Raw genomic sequence first — 16,693 nt, 5'->3', positions numbered from 1 at the left:
TGTGAAGGCGCTGTGGTTCAGCTGGGTCTTACTTCAGGTGCAGCTGCTGACCCGGGTAGATGAGGTTGGCGTCCTCGACGATGTCCTTGTTCAGCTCGAACAGCTTCTTCCAGCCGCCCTTCACCTTGTGCTTCTCGGCGATGGAGCTGAGGGTGTCGCCCTTGACGACCTTGTACTCGCCGTCGCCCTTCTTGACCTTCTTGCCGGTCGGGGTGGTGACGGTCTTCGTCGACTTCTTCACGGTCGTGCGCTCGGAGGAGCGGGACGCGGCCTGGGAGTCGGTCGAACGGGTGGTGGTGTTCGAGGAGCTGCTGGAGCCCGACGCGCTGCTGCCGTTGTAGGCGGCGCTGGACAGGCCCGTACCGCAGACCGGCCAGGCGCCCTTGCCCTGGGAGGCGAGGACCTTCTCGGCGACGGCGATCTGCTGCGCCTTGGAGGCCTGGTTGGCCTGCGCGGCGTAGGCGGTGCCGCCGTACGCGGCCCAGGTGGAGGCGGAGAACTGCAGGCCGCCGTAGTAGCCGTTGCCGGTGTTGATGGACCAGTTGCCGCCGGACTCGCACTGGGCGACGGCGTCCCACTCGGAGGCGGTGGCGGCGGAGGCGCTGCCGGCGGCCATCAGCGGGGCGGCGACGGCGGCGGCACCGGTGACGCCGACGACGGCGATGGCACGGGCGGTCTTGGACGGACGACGGTGCTTGCCCTTGCTGGAAAACAGCATGGATGGATCCCCTCACCGACGCCTGCGAGGTGAGCTGTCGGGTTCGGGCCGGTTGAGTTGCCCGGCCGCGCCCTCGTCTCCACGAGGCGCGGCTACACCCCAAGCCGCCACCGTCAACCACCCGGTGGGGCGCTTACCTTGGGTCCCCCGCTCCTGCCTACGGCGCTGTTGAGCGACGACTGTTCCCGTCCGGCCGCTGGCAGGATTCGGCGTTGCGACCGACGGGGCTCGGGTTGCCGAGCGGTGACGACCGTAGACAGGGAATCCGGCGAATTTCAAAGACGATCAGGGCTTCTGAGACTCATCCCACACTTTCGCCAAAACGGACATTCAGCGCGAAGCGTGACGTGAACTCCCGTCGCTTTTCGCCCCGTTCGAGGCCTATTCGACGCCCGTTCGAGGCCTATTCGGCGGGGAGGTCCAGGGTCTGACCGGCGGCGATGCGGTTCGGGTCGGTGCCGATGTCCTGCTTGTTCGCGTCATAGAGGGCGCGCCACCCGCCGTCCAGGTCAAGGGAGTCGGCGATCGAGGCGAGAGTGTCGCCGGAGTGGACGGTGTAGGTGTCGCTCGTACGACCCGCGTCCGCGTCCTCCCCCGCGCCCTCCTCGGCGGCGGCGCCGCGGTGCCGGCCGCTGCCGATCGCGCCGGTGTCGACGAGGCTCCAAGAGCCGACGGCCTGCTCGGAGTTGTCCGAGTCGTCACCGTTCGCCCGACCTGTGGACGAGCTGTCGGTCTCCTGTGACTTGGAGGGGGAAGCGGAAGGCGACGAGGAATTGCCGGATTTGGCGGAGTTGGCGGAGTTGTCCGCGCTGCCGACGGAGGCGCTCGGCGAGGCGGAGCTGTCGGATCCGTCACCGGAGGACGAGGATCCCGATCCCGTATCGCCGGACGAGTTGGACAAGCCGGTGGAGTCGGAACTGTCGGACGAGTCAGAATTCCCGGACGAACCGGACGAGTCGTCCGCGACACCGGTGTCCACGTCGGCCGAGCCGGAGTCCTTGGTCAGCCCGGTGGTCAGTCCGCAGGTGTGGAACGCGCCCACACCCTGGTCGTCGAGGAGCTTCTCGGCAACGGCGATCTGCTGGTTACGGCTGGCCAGGTCGGCGCTCGGGGCGTAGTCGAGGCCGCCGTACTTCTCCCAGTTCTCCTGGGTCAGCTTCAGCCCGCCGTAGAACCCGTCACCGTTGTTCTCGCTCCAGGAGCCGCCGGTCTCGCACTGCGCCACCTTGTCCCAGGTGCTTCCGTCGGCGGCGCTGGCGCCACTCGCGGCGAAGAGCGGGATCGCGATGGCGGAGCCGGTCACGCCGGCCGCGACGAGGAGTGCCGGAGCCTGGCGGGGGCGACGGTGACGACCGTTCCCGGAGAGCATGCGGGGGCCTTTCGCGAGACAGCAGTGACCGCGGCGCGTGAAGCTTGGGCCAAGCCTTGGCGCCGCCATGGTCCGTGAACCTATCGACTGACGATCACTTGTCACAAGTTAATGCCGCGTAGATCACGTGAAGATCACAGAGTTGAGTGCTTGTCACGTTCGGCCGGATGTGCGCGGTGCCTCAACAGGGCTGAATTCAACCGGAAGCGTACGAAGTCCACGCATGATGAGCCCGCCGCGCCACCTCAACTCGGCGGGATCGACGGCGAGTTGCAGATCGGGCAGCCGGGTGAGGAGGGTGGCGAGCGCGGTCTGCCCCTCAAGTCGGGCCAGCGGAGCGCCCAGACAGTAGTGGATGCCGTGCCCGTATCCGAGGTGCTGGTTGTCACGGCGGGAGAGGTCGAGGGTGTCCGGCTCGGCGAACCGCTCCGGATCCCGGTCGGCCGCGGCGAGTACGACGAGAACCGGATCGCCGGTCGCGATGTCCTGCCCGCCGATGCGGAGCGGCTCGGTGGCGAACCGCCAGGTGGCGAGCTCCACGGGCCCGTCGTAGCGCAGGAGTTCCTCCACGCCGGTTTCGAGGAGGCCGCGGTCGCCGGCGGCGAGGGAGGACTGGAGGCGGTGGCGCTGGTCGGGGTGGGTGAGGAGGGCGTAGGTGCCGTTGCCGATGAGGTTGACGGTGGTCTCGAAACCGGCGAACAGCAGGATGAAGGCCATCGCGGCGGCTTCGTTCTCGGTGAGGTGCTCGCCGTGGTCGGAGGCGCGGATGAGCCCGGAGATGAGGTCTTCGCCGGGGGCGGGTTCGGAGGGCAGCGCTTCCCGCTTCCGGTGGATGAGCTCGGCGAGATAACCACGCATCTTCTTCACGGACCGCGCGACGCCCCCACGGGGCCCGCCCCCGTGCCGGATCATCATCCCGGCCCAGTCCCGGAAGTCGTCCTGGTCCTCGGGAGGGACGCCGAGCAGATCGCAGATGGCGTAGATGGGAAGGGGGAAGGCGAACTCATGAATGAGGTCGGCCTCACCCTTCGCCGCGAACTGGTCGATGAGGTGGTCGGTGAGCTGCTGGACGCGGGGGGTGAACTCGGCGACGCGGCGGGGCGTGAAGGCCTTGGAGACGAGCCGACGGAGCCGGGTGTGGTCCGGCGGGTCGATGTTGAGGAGGTGAGTCATCAACTCGGCCTTCCGCTCCCCCGGGATACCGGTCTTCCCCTTGGCGTGAGCGGGCTCGTCGTGGTGCGCGGGGTTCTTGGAGAGGCGGGGGTCGGCGAGGGTCTGCTTGGCGTCGGCGTAACGGGTGACCAGCCAGGCTTCCACGCCGCTGGGGAGGGTGGTGCGGTGGACGGGGGCGTGCTGGCGGAGCCAGGCGTAGGCGGGGTAGGGGTCTGTGGCGAATTCCCAGGTGAAGAGTTCGGGGGTGGGGATGGCGGGGGTGGGGTGGCTGGTCACTCCTTGACGGTATCCGGAGGGGCGGTGGGAGGAGGGCCGGGTGGGCGCGGGAGGCGTTGGAGCAGGTCGGGAGGATTCTCCTCGGCGGCCTTGCGGGACCACTCCTCCGCTTCCTCGCTCCTGCCCTGCCGGCGCAGCAGATCCGCGATGCCCTGCTCGGTGCCCATGACACCGGCTCGATGAGCCCGCAGGAGCAACGCCATCACCTCGTCGGCCCGGTTCTCGTCCGACTCCCACCACACGGCGAGGTTGCGCGCCGCGTCGGCGTCTCCGGCGGCTATCGCCTGCTGGTAGAGGCGCACGACCTCCTCCCCGTCGCTGTCGGACTGCCAGGAGAGATGGGCCCCGAGTTCGCATGCGGCACGTGGATCGCCCCATTCGATCGCGTACCGGAGCCACTCCTTGCCCCCGGCCTCGTCCGAGCTGACGAGGAGCGCGCCCAGACTCGCGGCCACCTCCCGGTGCCCAGCAACCGCGGCCCTGTAGTACCAGCGGAGCGCCTCGCCCTCGTACCCCGCCCCCACCAGCATGTCCCCCAGCTCATGCGCCGCCGCCCCGTCCCCCTCCTCGGCGGCCTTGCGCAGCCACCGCTCGGCCCGCTGCCGCAGCAGGCTGCCGAGCCGAGCGGCGGCCTCGGTACTGCCTTCCTGGGCCGCCTGCTCCAGATGGCGCAGCGCACGGTCCTCGTGACCGCGGTCCTGCAGCATCCCCGCCAGCTGCACACGCGCCGACAGGTGCCCCAGCTTCGCCGCCACCCATAACCACGCCTCGCGCTCCTGGCCTTCGGTGCGCTGGGCGAATCCGAGCGCCAGGTCCACGTCCCCGGCCTCGATCCGGGGCTGCAAGGCTGTCCGAGCCGCCTCGTGGACGCCGGCGAAGTCGAGCGTGGAACCCTGCTCCCGGAACGTGTCGAGCAGCGTCCACCACACCTCGTCCGGCACCGGCTCCAGGTCCCCCGAACCCACCGCCTCCGCGACCAGAGCCCCGTACGCCCGCCAGGTGTCCTCCTCGTCGCCCGGCACCAGCAGCCCCGAGACCCCGAACATCGGGGTCGTGGCCCAGGCGAAGGCGTCCTCGAACGACTCGCGTTCCTCCGCCGGGTACTGTCCCTGCACTCTCCTGAGGAGCTCGGCCGACACCCCCTCGACCCCGCACCGGGCGATGTCGACCGCCGCCCGGACCAGCAACTGCCCTCCCGGATGCTCCAGTTGGGTCCCCACCCGGCGCCACTCGTCGAACAGGTGGTGTCCGACGGCGAAGTACGTGGCCACGCCCTCCGCGCCGCTCCACATGTACGCCGGATATGCCCGCGGGTCTTCGAGCGCGGCCAGCCGGTCCAGCTCGGCCGCGCTCCAGTCCCGGCCCAGTTCCACCGTGCGGGCATCGGCAACCACTCGCTCGCCGGGCCCTGTCCCTCTTCGGCGCCGGTAGTACTCGTCAGTGCTCATCGTGCCGAGCACCACAACGCCAAGGCTGGTGAGCCGCCCGAGCAACCGGTGGTCGAGGCCACCGTCGCCCAGATGGTCGGTCAGCTCGTCGAGCCAGACGACGTACTTGCCCGGACGCCCTTTCAGCGCGGCGAGCACCGGGCGCAGATCCTCGCCCGGATCCGGCACGTACAGCCGGTGCCCCTCCAGCGACCGCACTCCCTGCCACGCCGTGTAGGACTTGCCGACGCACGACTCTCCCAGGATCAGCACCAGGCCCGGGGTGACGAGCATGGCGCGTAGGGCGTCGTCGCAATCGCGCGGCACGTACGGCGGCACATCGGACAGCCCCGGCACGTGCCGGGTCGGCCGCACCCCGAACTCCAACGGCTGCACCTGATCCACCGACCGCCACTCCGCCGGCGCGGGAACGGTCCCGTAGTGGTTGTGCTGCACCCCGACGACCCGGTCGTGGAAGGTGCTGTCACGGAAGTCGACATGGTCGCCGGCGACGTAGGTGCTGTGGTCGCCGGTGATGGCTACGCCGATGCTGCCGCCGACGGCGACGGAGCGGGGGCCGGTGGCCGTGACGGAGGGCGCCGGGTTTCTCGGTGCGGGCTTGGGGCCGTACTCGATCGCGATGGCCTGAAGTTCGGAGATGGCCGACGGGTAGTCACGGCCCAGTTCCTCCAACGTCGCGTGCCAGTGCACGGCCGCGGCCTGCCGGGTCGGGCGGAGGGTCGAGAACCCATTGGCCCAGACCCGTTCAAACACCTGCTTGACCCTCAGGGCCGCCGCCGGCACCCGCATCGCCTGCGTCAGTGCCTCTGCCAGCTCCCCGAACTCCGCTGCCACACCGGCCCCCACACCTAGCACCCACCCGTTCCCCCAACCGTACTAAGCGGACACCCCCTCAGCAGCCCGAACCGCATCCCGGTAAGCCCGCGCGGCGACCCGCAGCGCCGCCTCCGGATCCACCCCCTCCGCCTCCGCCCGCACCGCCAGCGCCAGCAACTCGTAGCCGAGGCCCTCTCCTTGGGGCAGCGGGACCTCAAGTCCCGCCGTACGCACCCGGGACGCAAGCTTCGCGGCGAGCGCGAGGCCCGGCTGGCCGAGGGGGATGCCGTCCGTCACCGACTCGCGCTGCTTCTCGACGGCCTTGAGGCGCAGCCAGTTCTCCCTGACCTCCTCCGGGGTCGTCACTGTCTCGTCGCCGAAGACATGCGGGTGCCGGTGGATGAGTTTGGCGACGATGCCTCCCGCCACGTCGTCGATCGAGAAGGGCTCGTCCTCGTCCTCCTCCGCGATGCGCGCGTGGAAGACGACCTGGAGGAGGACGTCGCCCAGCTCCTCTCTCAGCTCCTCCCGGTCGCCCTCCTCGATCGCCTCGACCAGCTCGTACGCCTCCTCGATGCCGTACTTCGCCAGGCCCTTGTGGGTCTGCTGGGAGGACCAGGGGCACTGGGCGCGGATCCGGTCCATGACCTGGACGAGGTCGAGGAGGCGGGCGCCGGGGAGGTCGTAGGAGGCGGGGAGGAGTTCCAGTTCCGGCATCGAGAGGCGTCCGGAGCCGGCCAGGCGGGCCAGGCCGTCCGTGAGGGTCGGTTCGCCCTCGCCGGAGGCCACGACCACGACCGTGCGGCCGTCGGCGCACGCGGACACCAGTTCCTCCGCCGTCGGGGACGTCTCGTCGACCCGTATGCCCGCCTCACGCAGATACGGCAGCTGCGGATGCGCGGCGTCCGCGCACAGCACCCGGTCGGCCGCGTGCAGCGCCTGCCAGGCGGGCCAGGAGAGGAGTCCGGGCGCGACGCGGTGGCTGGTGGTGAGGAGGACGATGCGGCCGGGGGCCGCCGGTGCGGAGCTGGTTGCGTTCACGGTTCGAAGCTAACCCACGCCGCCGACAACCCCTGAGTTATCCACAGGGGGCACCGGCCATCCCGTATCTACGCCGTCCCCTGCGAAGCCTGCGCCGTCACCTCGCGCACCCACGGCGTCTTCGCGTCCACGCGGCTGCTCTTCTGGACGTCCCAGGCGCCGTAGCGCGGGTTGAGGTCGACCTTCAGTTCCTTGGACGCCTTGGACAGGGCGTTCCAGAAGGCGGGCTTGCTGGTGTCGGTGCCGAGGGTCTGGGCGAGTTTCTGGGCCTCCAGCTGGAGGCGGAGGTTGTCGTCGAGGCGCTTCGGGGCGACGCCGTACTGCTGGAGCCAGGCCGTTTCGAGCGCCTTGGAGCCGCCGACCTGCTGCTCCAGGCCGGAGCGCATCTGCTGGATCTCCTTGGTGGTGACGGAGACGCCCGCGTCCTGGGCGGCGCGGTGCAGCACCCGGTCGAGGACCATGCCGTGCAGAGTGTCGCGGGTGAGGCTGCCGGTCTGGGCGACGGCCTGCTTGTACTGCGCGTCGTTCGCCACGGCCGCGCGCTGTGCCGTGCGCACCTCGTTCACCCGGTTCTCCAACTGCGCCACGGAGATCCGCTGGCCGCCGACGACGGCCGCCGCGCCGGGATGCGCGTCGCTTCCGCAGGCGGTGAGGAGGGGGGCCGCGGCGGCGATCGCGGCGGTGAGCAGGAGCGCGGTGCGACGGCGGCGGTGCAAGGAAGCCTCCCGAGGAGATTGTGCGACGGTGCACAAAGTCTTGCGGTGATCGATGGTAGGCAGTGGGACGGCTGGGGCCAACCCATTCGACCAACGATTCATCGGCGCTTCGGGCACCGCCACGCCCCCGCGGGGTCCGGTCCAAGGGCGGAAGCCCTCAGCCCCGTGCGTCGACCGCCTGCTTCACCGCGGCCGCGACACCCGCGCGCAGTCCGTCGTCGGCGGGTACCCAGGCCACGTTGTCCGTGCCGGCCTTGTCCTTGCTCCCGTTCCCGCTGCCACTTCCACTGCCCACGAGCACGAAGCCCAGCTTCGCGTACCGTCGCGTCGCCTCCTGTGCCGCCTTCACCTCGGGGCCGCCCACCGCGAGGACGACCTCGCAGGAGCCCTGGAGCATGGCGTTGAGGAAGGGGCGGGCGTTGGCGGTGCTCTGTTCTCCGGTCACCGAGGAGTAGCTCACGCGCGCGTGCGTCGCGAGGGAGGCGTCCTGCATGCCCTGCCAGACGGCCGCGGCGTCCTTGGCGTTGATGCCGTTCCGGTCGGTGAGCAGGCACGCGTCGGTCTCGGTGTAGTGGCGGGCCCGGGTGGCCGGGATCGGTGGGCGGCTGCTGCCGTGGTTGTAGAGGAGGAACCCGGTCACGATCACCGCCAGGGCGACCCCGACCGCCGTACCGATCATGGCGAGGGTACGTCCGCCGAGCGAACGCAGCCCGGCCACCGCCGCGCGCCCCACGGCGGCGAGCCGCGACGTCCCTTCGGCCCGGACCGGCCGTGTCCGCGTGACCTGTCGGACCTGCTTGACCATGTAGTGCTACTCCTCCACGCGCTCGGTCGCCGGGCCGACCACCTGGTCCGCACCCGTGTGCCCCGCGTCTCCCGCCAGTTCCTCAAGTCCCGTGCGCCCGGCGCCAACGGCGTCTCTCGCGCCCCCTACCCGCTCCCCCGCCGCCGCGAGCGCCGGTGCGCCGGCGCGCCCGCGGATCCACCGGCGCGCACGCCCCTCCACACTCCCGTCCGCACTCCCGTCCGCACGCCCCTCCGCGCGCCGGGGCCACGCCGTCCACGCGTGCGCCGCGGCGCCCGCCATCGACAGCGTGATCAGCAGCAGGTCCACCCCGAACAGCGCGCCGTGCGTGTCGTCCGGCGTGAGCGCGAGTTCAGTGAGCCAGGCCACGAAGACCGCGCTGAAGCCGCCGAAGGCCAGCCAGTCGGCGCGGGCGCGGCGCCGCAGGGCGAGGACCAGGGACGGTACGGGACAGAGCAGGCCGAGACTGAGCACCGGCAGCGCGGCGAAACCCGCGCGCACGGCGGGCAGTCGCAGCGCCGGCGCGGCAGGCAGCTTGAGCGCCCGCTCCAACAGCCTCGGCATCCTCATCGCCCTCGCCCTCCAGTCGTAGGCTTTCGGCTCCGTCTTCAACAGGCACTGCTCAGCCGACAGCAGCCGGAAGGAGATATTCAGCCGGTGATGGCGACCGGCCCGTCCCACGCGTCGCGGTCCACGGTGATCGTGTAACCGCCGCGGGACTCCTTGCTGTTGACCATGTACTGGTGACCCCGGCTGTGGTTGGTGAACTGGGTGCTGCCCCACGGCCAGTCCGAGGTGGTCGTGTTGGTCTTGTCCCAGAGCGCGTACCAGAGGTTGCCCGGCAGGTCCGTCTTGTCGGTCGCCGTCGCGATCGCCTTGGCGCTGGAGCTGGTGAAGCCGTAGTAGCCGGTGCGGTACGTCTTGGCGTGCAGTTCCTTGTCGAAGGCGCGCACGTAGGTCAGCACGGCGTTGTTGCAGGAGGTGTTCGTGATGTCGTACGCCTCCATGTCGAGGAAGATCGGGCTGCCGGCCTTCATGCCGAGCGCCGAGGCCTTGGCCACCGCGTCGTCGGCCTCGCTCTTGCCGACGGAGGCGGCGGTGGAGGCGCTGATCTTCACCGAGCCGCCGGAGCCGCAGGACGGCTGGGAACCGACGTAGAGCGGGATGAGCTTCCAGCCGACCGTGCTGACGGACTTGACCCAGGACGCGGTGAGGTTGGGCTGGCTGCAACCGCGGTTCTTGCCGCCGATGTAGACGGCGGCGGCGCCGTAGAAACCGGTGTGCCAGGCCTTCATCGCGGCGAGGGAGGGCGCGGCGCAGGTGTCGAAGGCGCGGCCCGTGTAGGTCTTCTGGGCCGGCCAGGTGGTGGCCGCCATCGAGGTCGTCGCGGCGATCCCCCCACCCGCGACGACGACGGCACCGGCCACGCCCCACGAGATGTACCTGCGCTTCTTCGACTGCCGATGGTCGGCCATCCCCACCCCTGTTCATGACAAGCGGACCTGTACGACGACGCGTACACGTCCGACGAAAGATTCTGCGGGTGCCCTGAGGTGGCGCGAGTCCGGCACGGCGAGGCGGTACGGCGGGGGCCGCGCGACTCCTGTGTGGAACTGCTTCTGCGCACACGGAAGTCGGACACCATGAGCGGATCGCAACGTAACCGATGGAGTCCCTGGGCTCGGGAAACGGGTTCTATGGATCATCACAAGATTCCCTCAGGGCACGGCAAAAAACTTCCGCACCGGGGGACAGCGGGCCGGAACAGAGCGTCACCGCGCCGAAGAAATAACGGTCCTTTCCCCGCTCACCCCCGGGCGACGGGTCATTGCCCTAGCCTTGCCTCGACCTTGGGGGGTTGTTCGGCATGGAAAGACGTCCGAAACGGCTGGAAGCCGGTTGGTGGCAGCGGATCGGCTGGGCGGTCCTCGCCTTGGGTTCGTGCGGCCTGCTGATCTGGGTGCCCTTCCTGTACGCGGCGATCCGCCGCGGCCGGGGTTCGGACTGGGGCGCCTTCGCCACCCTCGTGTTCTACGAGTGCGTGACCCTGCCGTGGGCGGCGGTGCGCGGCGACGGGGCCGGCGACCCGTTCCTCGGCCTGGTGGTCGTACTGACCATTCTGCTGACGGCCGGCCTGCTGCTGTTCGGGTTCTTCGACAACCCGACTCCGAAACAGCCCGGATACGGGGCCGCGCCGGTGCCGCCGACGGCGCAGGGGAATCCGTATCTGCGGTAGGTCACATCCTCCGGGTGCGCCGCACGATCCGTACGACGGGCCAGGTCGGCGGCCCGGTGACGGCCCGGAGGAAGCCCGCGAGGGCGATCCATTCGCCGGTGCCGGTCTCGGGGTCGCCACCGCCGAAGACACTGCCGGACGGAGGCCCAGTCGGCGGCGGTCGCGGTTGCCGCAGCCAGGTGACCTCCGGGTAGGCGGAGGCAAGTTCGAAATCGGGGTCGGGGTAGGGCCCGGGCCCGGCGTCGGGTGGTGGCGTGCGGCGGATACCAAGCGACGCCGCCAGACCGAACGCCGCCTTGCGGGCGACCTTCTTGGCCAGCGCCTTCGCTCCCGCCTTCACGCTCTGCTTCGCGGTGGAGTCGGCCGTCGCCTTGATGGCCAGGTCCACAAATTCGTGGTCCGTATGCGTCACGATCACCGCGGTGACCTTGTGCGCCTCCACAGCCACAACTCCCAGCATGGGGTTGGCAATCGCTTCGCTCATCTACGCAAGATGGTCGCCGAAATTTTACAGAAACCACTCTGCCGAACGAGAGAACCTGCACAGATACGACTTTACGAGGCCCAAAGTCATCTCATTACTGCATTCGTCACAGAGGTCCAGCAGTTGACGGCCCGGCGTAGAGGAGAGTAGCTCCTCCCTTTCTGAAGAGATCACTGACGATCGACGCCTCCAGACTGGGACCCGAACGTCATACAACCGGGGGCAACCTTCGGAGACCGCCCGTAAAAAACCAGCCTCAGTCTTCGACTGGCTCCACGCTAATGGGTTCGGCACCGCCCAGATAGAGCATGCATCCCGCATCCTCCACATCCATGTTCTCCGGTGGGACCACATAGATTCCCGCAGTGGGTGCGGGAGCCCAGCCGAGGTTGCGCGGAGAATCATACTCTTCGTAATGCCCTACATAAAGCCGCGTCGGCGGGATGGAAACCGTGCAGATGTCCCCCGGCTGGAGTTCAGAAAAATCCGGCTCAAGCCGATAAGGAACCCATTCAGCGTTCGAATCGCCGTACGGCAAGGAGAATTTTCCATCCCACCGAAAATTCGAGGAGTCGTCGATCACCCCCCACGGCCATTCGAGAGTGACTTGCCGTGAATCCGCCTCGACCACTCGAGCACTTTCCGGCTCGCAAGAGATGACGACTTCGTCGCCAATCCGAGGAATCATATCTCGCCACCATTTGCTCTCATCGTGAACAGAGCAGGTATGCACGGGCCCATACACGCCAGTGCATGCCGCATTGGGAGGGAATTGGCTTTGCATTTAAGCCGCCAGAACATTCGGAACCGTGTGGTTGCTGGACCGCCTCGGAACCGCTCTCCACCGAGGAGCGGCCGTAGGTTGATCGATAGGGCTTAGTGACACTCGACGCAGATATTTCGGGCGGCTACGCCGAGCACAAAACCTTCGTCGTCGGCGAGACTGATCAAATCATCGTCTCAGCGCACCTCTCGCCCTGTAAGAAAGAATCCTGCACCCACTGCTGCCAGCTATCAAATGCGGGTCCACGTATCGACGAACACCGACTGGGTCCCGCCGTGGAACGGCTGGCGGAACGTCGTCTTTGGCTAAGCGCCCTAGTCGTCCGACCGTTTCAGATGAGAGCGATTGGCTCGGCCCACGCTGCATAGGCGAGAACGTCCCGAATCTTCACCTGAATCCCAGTCTCATCGATGAGTGAACGCCGGACCCTGGGTCCATAGTGCACTCTGTAGGAGATACCTTCGATTGCCAAGGTACCGCACGTGGTTTCAGCCCGCTCAGTGTCAGCTTGGATGGAACTCACCTCCCATCCTGCCTTATTGGCCAGATGAATCCACACTTCGAAGGCGCGAGATTTTCCGCCAAAGTCGGGGTTCACGCCACCCACGCGGGCAATAATCTCAACCGGATCCACTCGGCGATCATCATCCGACATTTTCATCGAACCCTTCCTATCGCATTTTCTTCAAGGGATTGAGAGCCTGCCATATCCTGAGTTCACCGGATTCAGTGGTCCAGAGATATACGAAATTTGCACCGGTGGCTTTAGCTGCACGGTTCATCGCACCCTGGCATGTGGTGCTCGGCGGCCTAGTACCAGTGAGAATCACAGATTCGCCCTCACTGACCTGCGCAAGACCTGCGTAAGGGTCACCAGGAATGGGGGTCTTGCCAATGACTGACGGTCCGCCAGACATGCGAGCCGCGCGATTCTCGGTGTGGCTCGCGATCCTGCTGCGCCCATCCCCGATCGCAAGTTCTTCATCCTCCCAGTTGCCGCTCCGCAGACTGTAGGAGAGTCGCACATTTCCTGCCACATCATGAACATCCACGTCCACGGTGTGCGTTTCGCACGTCATCGCTTGGGGGTTGGAGTTTGTGTTGTGCACCAACACCCGGGTGCCGCCGGCCTCCACATAGTAGGTGTGCAGGCTCCCGATGGTCAGGTCGTACGTCGTGGTGTTCGCGTGGTACAGCCGGACACCGGTGACCTCGGCCGTTCCCGTCGGCGTCTGGAGGACGTCGCCGGCCTTCAGGTCCTTCGCGTCGACGAACGCCGACTGGGTCTCGTCGTAGAACGGGTGGTGGAAGGTCGTCGTCAGGTGCGCGCCCCGCGCATCGGACTCGGACGTGGTCCCGGCAGCCGCCGTGGCACTCTTCCCGGACGTCGCCGACGAGACCGCCGCGACCGTCCTGGTCGCCGGCTCCTGAGCGGTGCCGTGGCCGTGGCTCGCTGCCAGCGCCCCCAGGACCGCCGCCGACGCGGCCAGGCCGAACGCTGCCTTGCGGGCGACCTTCTTGGCCAGCGACTTCGCTCCCGCCTTCACACCCTGCTTCGCAGCGGAGCCGGCCGTCGCCTTGATCGTCAGGTCCACGAAGTCGTGGTCCGTGTGCGTCACGATCACCGCGGTGACCTTGTGCGCCTGCGTACCCGCCACACTCAGCACCGGGTTGGCAATCGTGTCGCACACCCGCGACTGATCGATCGCCTTCGTCGAACCGTCGGCCAACAGCACCACGCCGAACCTGTGAAGGTCTGCTTGAGGCCACGTCCCGACCAGGACTGCGAATTCGTCCCACCATTCGGGCCCTGCCGCCGAGGCCGCCTCGAACTGACAAAAGGGTAAAATTCCTGAGCTGCAGATCAAGAATTGATTCCCGCATCCTCGTCTCTGTAGTAGCCCGCAATAAAATCAGCATACAGGCGGCTGAAAGCCTCACTCCTAGGCAAGGCAACGGATGGGTCTAGATCACCCTGCACATCCTGATCACGAGCCTCTGATTCCAGCCGAGCAAACTCCACAGGTTCCCAGTCACCGGTAGGCCAGTCATCGCGCCCCATCTCTTCATGGCCCTCAGCCAGCTCCTCGGCACGCTCAAAAGCCCGACCAAGAAGATCCATGCTGTCGGGGGAGCCAATGAAATCAAGAACCTCATCCGCAAAAACCAGATGATCAAAGATTTCGGCGGCAAACGGCGGGCCATCGGGGTCGTTTTCCTCCAGTACTCCCCGGAGCACCGTCTTTAGCTCTGCCAGGTCAGTCGCGCTACCAGCACCACGTACAAAATCCGCGCCAGCCTGCGCTACCCGAGCAAGGGCCTCCCGCTCGTTCTCAAACCATGGAGAGAACCTGCGGTCCCGATGAAACCCGCAATACCGCACCAGAAGAAGCGCGCCCACCTTCATGCGCTCGTCTCCTCGAAGGCGCTCCGCATGCTCGACGGCTTCCTCGATATCACCCACGCCCAAACATCCTCTCACCCATGAAACCAAACACACGACCCAACGCCTTGACTCGCCCAGGGAATATATCTCCCACGAGTTCACCGCCGCCATCTCTGATCGCATTCTCACGGAATGCGCATATATTGCGATTTGCTGCGCCGCCGAGGAATGTCCAGTTGTTTTTTCGATGTACTTCAGGGCTGTGACTTCGACATGCCCACGACCATTAGCCCAGACTTCTCCTGCTTCGCTGTCCAGCTGCCCCGGCCGATCTCGCCTACCAGGGCGGCGGCCCCTGGCGGATCTTCCGCAGATCCCGATGCAGCCCCAACCGCATGACGTCAATCGCCAAATCTGTTCTCACCCTGGAGCGGCAACGCTGAAGAAGCTCATTAAGAGCGTCTTCAACCTCGTCATGGTCAACCGAGATAGGCCCATCGAACCAGATTTCCACGAAATCTACTGTCGCCTCACCGAGAAAGGTTGAGGCAGTGGTGGGATGGCGGCGGGTAGAGATTTGACAAGGTGACGGAACAGCGTGACCCCATCGCCGGCATCGACGAGCCCGCTCTCGCACACATCAGGGTTCCGGGAGACCTTCTGCGATGACGTGGCGATCAGGATCTACACATACTGGTATAAAAGCTTCGGGGGCTAAATTTCGAAGCCAGGCTCAACCATCAGTCCACCGGAAAAGCAGTGAGAGCCAGAGTCATCTCATTGCTGTATTCATCACAGAGATCCAACAGCTGACGGCCCGAGAAAAGCGTGTCTTCGCTCGCCGGGGGATGGATCGCGATCTCCGAAGCCCCGGAGCTACCCCCGCCCTCCACAGGACTTCTTAGAGCTACCCCTTCTACATCGATGTCAAGCTCGCCAGGAGCCGGAGTATACAGCTCAATTCCATACCCAGTCAGCACACATCCAGAGTCATCGAGGGCGAAGTCAATCGAATTCGAACACAATTCATCCAGAACTTCACCGAAAGGCCTTCCGGAGAGTTGAATTCCAGTAAATGAAAGCCCTGATGCGGCTGTCGCCTCAATAAAATCCAGGCGGTCAGCCTCGTCAAAGTGAAGCATCAGCCCAATCGAAGAATAATGGTCAACGAGAGATTCCCCGGAACTCCTCCTGAAGGAAGAGAAACTTCCCAACCTTTCGCGAATCCCCTTCCGCGAATCGCCGAAACGGACGCACTCAGTCCCAATCCATGGAATTGCCTCATTCACAAGAACCTCCGTCCACGATGATCCCAGCATCCGAAAGTGTGCAGACGGCGGCACGACTACAGCAGACGCACTGCTGTACGCCGAGGGCTCACTGTTCGCTGATCTTGTGGGGATGCGAGGCGTCCAAGGTGCATACGAAAATACGCAATGACCCTGCCCTTCCAACGACTACCTGTGTCGGTTTACTCAAACCGTAAGCCGGGTTCCCGGCATCTTCGACCGGCCTCCAGCTCAAGGAGCCGTTGTCCCATTCCTTGCTGTCAACGGTGATCAGCAGGCGCATGGGGGCGCCACAGTCGCACAGCATTTCCCGAGGACCCGTCAAGTGCCAGGAAGCGAACCCACCCGCCTTCCAACCAGGCGCAATCGACAGGTCGTACTGATAGTGCGGGGCATCCTCGTCTTCCCAGTCCTCCCACCCTTCCAGCGACTCCTGAAGATCTTCCGGAAGGAGCTCGAAGGCCTGGTGCTCAAGGATTTCCTCCGGGTCCACGAGGCAAGGTTCGGGAACATATCCTGCACGCCCTACAACCTTGAGCTGTGGCGCCATCGACAGTGGCTCGTGAATGCTTGCAGAATTCCGCCAGACCAGGCGGACATCAATTTCTTTCTCAGCCCCGTGAGCATCGAATGGGCACCAGAGAATCTGCAACAGGTCACTCCCGTCTGGAAACTCCAGACCAGGGATGTCTCGCTGAAAAATCTGGAGTACCGGGAGCATCGGGATTTCCGCGTCGTCGGCCAGCTCGGGGGCGTAGTTCCCTCTCTTGTTGAGCGCGTTCAACTCATCACGCTCTTCGTCTGTGGGGCCGATCGGTCGGCCATCGGAACCGAGCCGCGCCCAGGCCGCTTCCAGGATGCGCCGACGTCTCCTGACATTCTCCAGCAATTCACCGCGCGACTTGCGATGACTTGCCGCACAGACCAGCCAAGGTTCGTCCGCCGGCCACAGCAGCGGACCGCCCACCGAACTGTCAGTCGGGGCAGGGCTCCCGGGACGGGGGTGAAGTCGCGTCGCCTTGGCGACGTGCAGTCGAAGCTCCGGGAAGACCGCCTCGATGTCAACGGGTCGCGGGGGCGTTGTTCGAGTCATGTATACCTCCTGACTGAAAGCGCGGTCATTCTACCGGCCGAACGCTACCCCCACGATCA

The 16,693-nt window shown here is 66.5% G+C and carries 17 protein-coding genes, 1 pseudogene and 1 riboswitch; of the genes and pseudogenes, 2 read left to right on the top strand and 16 right to left on the bottom strand.

Annotated features, from left to right (window positions below; all coding sequences use genetic code 11):
- Positions 1-28: 28 nt before the first annotated feature.
- The 9 genes from MQP27_RS15780 to MQP27_RS15740 all read right to left on the bottom strand — a co-directional run bounded on the left by MQP27_RS15780 (position 29) and on the right by MQP27_RS15740 (position 9,837).
- Positions 29-718, bottom strand: coding sequence for a LysM peptidoglycan-binding domain-containing protein (locus MQP27_RS15780; RefSeq protein ID WP_242765771.1), 690 nt, complete (start codon positions 716-718; stop codon positions 29-31).
- 4 nt (positions 719-722) lie between these two features.
- Positions 723-893, bottom strand: a riboswitch (cyclic di-AMP (ydaO/yuaA leader).
- 228 nt (positions 894-1,121) lie between these two features.
- The gene (locus MQP27_RS15775; protein WP_242765770.1) at positions 1,122-2,087 is read right to left on the bottom strand and encodes a LysM peptidoglycan-binding domain-containing protein; all 966 of its coding nucleotides are present in this window, start codon (positions 2,085-2,087) and stop codon (positions 1,122-1,124) included.
- Between the two features lie 153 nt (positions 2,088-2,240).
- Entirely contained in the window at positions 2,241-3,536 is a 1,296-nt protein-coding gene (locus MQP27_RS15770) for a cytochrome P450 family protein (RefSeq protein ID WP_242765769.1), read from the bottom strand.
- Positions 3,533-5,818: a tetratricopeptide repeat protein gene (locus MQP27_RS15765; RefSeq protein WP_242765768.1), complete on the bottom strand. Its 2,286-nt coding sequence runs from the start codon at positions 5,816-5,818 to the stop codon at positions 3,533-3,535. The genes MQP27_RS15770 and MQP27_RS15765 overlap by 4 nt, the downstream gene beginning before the upstream one ends.
- 42 nt (positions 5,819-5,860) lie before the next feature.
- Positions 5,861-6,841, bottom strand: a complete 981-nt coding sequence (locus MQP27_RS15760; RefSeq protein ID WP_242765767.1) for a nucleoside triphosphate pyrophosphohydrolase — start codon at positions 6,839-6,841, stop codon at positions 5,861-5,863.
- 68 nt (positions 6,842-6,909) lie between these two features.
- Positions 6,910-7,557 carry a SurA N-terminal domain-containing protein gene (locus MQP27_RS15755; protein ID WP_242765765.1) on the bottom strand — a complete coding sequence of 216 codons (648 nt, stop codon included), beginning with the start codon at positions 7,555-7,557 and terminating at the stop codon, positions 6,910-6,912.
- 157 nt (positions 7,558-7,714) lie between these two features.
- Positions 7,715-8,362, bottom strand: a complete 648-nt coding sequence (locus MQP27_RS15750; RefSeq protein WP_242765763.1) for a hypothetical protein — start codon at positions 8,360-8,362, stop codon at positions 7,715-7,717.
- A 6-nt stretch (positions 8,363-8,368) separates the two neighbouring features.
- Positions 8,369-8,932, bottom strand: a complete 564-nt coding sequence (locus tag MQP27_RS15745) for a hypothetical protein (protein WP_242765761.1) — start codon at positions 8,930-8,932, stop codon at positions 8,369-8,371.
- 80 nt (positions 8,933-9,012) lie between these two features.
- Positions 9,013-9,837 (bottom strand): glycoside hydrolase domain-containing protein, encoded by an 825-nt coding sequence (locus tag MQP27_RS15740; RefSeq protein ID WP_242765759.1) that lies wholly within the window; start codon positions 9,835-9,837, stop codon positions 9,013-9,015.
- A gap of 392 nt (positions 9,838-10,229) precedes the next feature.
- On the opposite strand from MQP27_RS15740, the gene MQP27_RS15735 reads away from it, so the two are divergent.
- The gene (locus MQP27_RS15735) at positions 10,230-10,598 is read left to right on the top strand and encodes a diguanylate cyclase family protein (RefSeq protein WP_242765757.1); all 369 of its coding nucleotides are present in this window, start codon (positions 10,230-10,232) and stop codon (positions 10,596-10,598) included.
- Between the two features lies 1 nt (position 10,599).
- On the opposite strand, the gene MQP27_RS15730 is transcribed toward MQP27_RS15735, so the two are convergent.
- The 5 genes from MQP27_RS15730 to MQP27_RS15710 all read right to left on the bottom strand — a co-directional run bounded on the left by MQP27_RS15730 (position 10,600) and on the right by MQP27_RS15710 (position 14,330).
- Complete coding sequence (locus MQP27_RS15730; RefSeq protein ID WP_242765755.1) at positions 10,600-11,082, bottom strand: hypothetical protein; 483 nt, start codon at positions 11,080-11,082, stop codon at positions 10,600-10,602.
- 256 nt (positions 11,083-11,338) lie between these two features.
- Positions 11,339-11,770: a hypothetical protein gene (locus tag MQP27_RS15725; RefSeq protein ID WP_242765753.1), complete on the bottom strand. Its 432-nt coding sequence runs from the start codon at positions 11,768-11,770 to the stop codon at positions 11,339-11,341.
- A 427-nt stretch (positions 11,771-12,197) separates the two neighbouring features.
- Positions 12,198-12,527: a hypothetical protein gene (locus tag MQP27_RS15720; protein WP_242765751.1), complete on the bottom strand. Its 330-nt coding sequence runs from the start codon at positions 12,525-12,527 to the stop codon at positions 12,198-12,200.
- Between the two features lie 10 nt (positions 12,528-12,537).
- Positions 12,538-13,605: a polymorphic toxin-type HINT domain-containing protein gene (locus MQP27_RS15715; protein WP_242765749.1), complete on the bottom strand. Its 1,068-nt coding sequence runs from the start codon at positions 13,603-13,605 to the stop codon at positions 12,538-12,540.
- Between the two features lie 125 nt (positions 13,606-13,730).
- Positions 13,731-14,330, bottom strand: a complete 600-nt coding sequence (locus MQP27_RS15710) for a hypothetical protein (protein ID WP_242765747.1) — start codon at positions 14,328-14,330, stop codon at positions 13,731-13,733.
- Positions 14,331-14,602: 272 nt separating this feature from the next.
- Between MQP27_RS15710 and MQP27_RS15705 the strand changes: the two are divergent.
- A pseudogene (locus MQP27_RS15705) lies at positions 14,603-14,695 on the top strand (IS5/IS1182 family transposase); the annotation flags it as partial.
- 297 nt (positions 14,696-14,992) lie between these two features.
- On the opposite strand, the gene MQP27_RS15700 reads toward MQP27_RS15705, so the two are convergent.
- The gene (locus MQP27_RS15700; protein WP_242765745.1) at positions 14,993-15,394 is read right to left on the bottom strand and encodes a hypothetical protein; all 402 of its coding nucleotides are present in this window, start codon (positions 15,392-15,394) and stop codon (positions 14,993-14,995) included.
- A gap of 235 nt (positions 15,395-15,629) precedes the next feature.
- A complete protein-coding gene (locus MQP27_RS15695; RefSeq protein ID WP_308289934.1) occupies positions 15,630-16,508 on the bottom strand; it encodes a hypothetical protein in 879 nt (292 codons plus the stop codon).
- Positions 16,509-16,693 lie beyond the last annotated feature (185 nt).

Source organism: Streptomyces cylindrosporus, assembly GCF_022698165.1.
Taxonomy (GTDB): domain Bacteria; phylum Actinomycetota; class Actinomycetes; order Streptomycetales; family Streptomycetaceae; genus Streptomyces; species Streptomyces cylindrosporus.
This window is presented reverse-complemented; position numbering and strand designations above follow the sequence as displayed.

What these genes read in the sequence shown, in the direction of transcription:
- MQP27_RS15700 (WP_242765745.1), bottom strand. Translation starts at nt 15,394, where the DNA reads ATGCTTCACTTTGACGAGGCTGACCGCCTGGATTTTATTGAGGCGACA.
- MQP27_RS15750 (WP_242765763.1), bottom strand. Translation starts at nt 8,362, where the DNA reads ATGGTCAAGCAGGTCCGACAGGTCACGCGGACACGGCCGGTCCGGGCC.
- MQP27_RS15735 (WP_242765757.1), top strand. Translation starts at nt 10,230, where the DNA reads ATGGAAAGACGTCCGAAACGGCTGGAAGCCGGTTGGTGGCAGCGGATC.
- MQP27_RS15775 (WP_242765770.1), bottom strand. Translation starts at nt 2,087, where the DNA reads ATGCTCTCCGGGAACGGTCGTCACCGTCGCCCCCGCCAGGCTCCGGCA.
- MQP27_RS15725 (WP_242765753.1), bottom strand. Translation starts at nt 11,770, where the DNA reads ATGATTCCTCGGATTGGCGACGAAGTCGTCATCTCTTGCGAGCCGGAA.
- MQP27_RS15720 (WP_242765751.1), bottom strand. Translation starts at nt 12,527, where the DNA reads ATGAAAATGTCGGATGATGATCGCCGAGTGGATCCGGTTGAGATTATT.
- MQP27_RS15730 (WP_242765755.1), bottom strand. Translation starts at nt 11,082, where the DNA reads ATGAGCGAAGCGATTGCCAACCCCATGCTGGGAGTTGTGGCTGTGGAG.
- MQP27_RS15745 (WP_242765761.1), bottom strand. Translation starts at nt 8,932, where the DNA reads ATGAGGATGCCGAGGCTGTTGGAGCGGGCGCTCAAGCTGCCTGCCGCG.
- MQP27_RS15740 (WP_242765759.1), bottom strand. Translation starts at nt 9,837, where the DNA reads ATGGCCGACCATCGGCAGTCGAAGAAGCGCAGGTACATCTCGTGGGGC.
- MQP27_RS15780 (WP_242765771.1), bottom strand. Translation starts at nt 718, where the DNA reads ATGCTGTTTTCCAGCAAGGGCAAGCACCGTCGTCCGTCCAAGACCGCC.